The organism is Microbacterium bovistercoris (assembly GCF_003387575.1).
Lineage (GTDB): Bacteria > Actinomycetota > Actinomycetes > Actinomycetales > Microbacteriaceae > Microbacterium > Microbacterium bovistercoris.
Window position 1 is genome coordinate 1 of sequence record NZ_QUAB01000025.1, and the last position, 1,551, is coordinate 1,551.

Here is a 1,551-nt window from a genome sequence, read left to right on the forward strand (position 1 = left end):
GCAGTGCTCCTTAGAAAGGAGGTGATCCAGCCGCACCTTCCGGTACGGCTACCTTGTTACGACTTAGTCCTAATTACCGATCCCACCTTCGACGGCTCCCTCCACAAGGGTTAGGCCACCGGCTTCAGGTGTTACCGACTTTCATGACTTGACGGGCGGTGTGTACAAGACCCGGGAACGTATTCACCGCAGCGTTGCTGATCTGCGATTACTAGCGACTCCGACTTCACGTAGTCGAGTTGCAGACTACGATCCGAACTGGGACCGGCTTTTTGGGATTCGCTCCACCTCACGGTATCGCAGCCCATTGTACCGGCCATTGTAGCATGCGTGAAGCCCAAGACATAAGGGGCATGATGATTTGACGTCATCCCCACCTTCCTCCGAGTTGACCCCGGCAGTATCCCATGAGTTCCCACCATAACGTGCTGGCAACATAGAACGAGGGTTGCGCTCGTTGCGGGACTTAACCCAACATCTCACGACACGAGCTGACGACAACCATGCACCACCTGTTCACGAGTGTCCAAAGAGTTGACCATTTCTGGCCCGTTCTCGTGTATGTCAAGCCTTGGTAAGGTTCTTCGCGTTGCATCGAATTAATCCGCATGCTCCGCCGCTTGTGCGGGTCCCCGTCAATTCCTTTGAGTTTTAGCCTTGCGGCCGTACTCCCCAGGCGGGGAACTTAATGCGTTAGCTGCGTCACGGAATCCGTGGAAAGGACCCCACAACTAGTTCCCAACGTTTACGGGGTGGACTACCAGGGTATCTAAGCCTGTTTGCTCCCCACCCTTTCGCTCCTCAGCGTCAGTTACGGCCCAGAGATCTGCCTTCGCCATCGGTGTTCCTCCTGATATCTGCGCATTCCACCGCTACACCAGGAATTCCAATCTCCCCTACCGCACTCAAGTCTGCCCGTACCCACCGCAAGCCTCAGGTTGAGCCTGAGGATTTCACGGCAGACGCGACAAACCGCCTACGAGCTCTTTACGCCCAATAATTCCGGATAACGCTTGCACCCTACGTATTACCGCGGCTGCTGGCACGTAGTTAGCCGGTGCTTTTTCTGCAGGTACCGTCACTTTCGCTTCTTCCCTGCTAAAAGAGGTTTACAACCCGAAGGCCGTCATCCCTCACGCGGCGTTGCTGCATCAGGCTTCCGCCCATTGTGCAATATTCCCCACTGCTGCCTCCCGTAGGAGTCTGGGCCGTGTCTCAGTCCCAGTGTGGCCGGTCACCCTCTCAGGCCGGCTACCCGTCGACGCCTTGGTGAGCCATTACCTCACCAACAAGCTGATAGGCCGCGAGCCCATCCCCAACCGAAAAATCTTTCCAACCACAGACCATGCGGCCGTGGCACATATCCAGTATTAGACACCGTTTCCAGCGCTTATCCCAGAGTCAGGGGCAGGTTGCTCACGTGTTACTCACCCGTTCGCCACTAATCCCCAGGTGCAAGCACCCGGTTCATCGTTCGACTTGCATGTGTTAAGCACGCCGCCAGCGTTCATCCTGAGCCAGGATCAAACTCTCCGTAAAAAACGATTGCCA

At 56.0% G+C, this 1,551-nt stretch carries 1 rRNA gene; it reads right to left on the reverse strand.

What is annotated here, in order from left to right:
- Positions 1 to 14: 14 nt before the first annotated feature.
- A 16S ribosomal RNA gene (locus DY023_RS04850) occupies positions 15 to 1,539 on the reverse strand.
- Between the last annotated feature and the right edge of the window lie 12 nt (positions 1,540 to 1,551).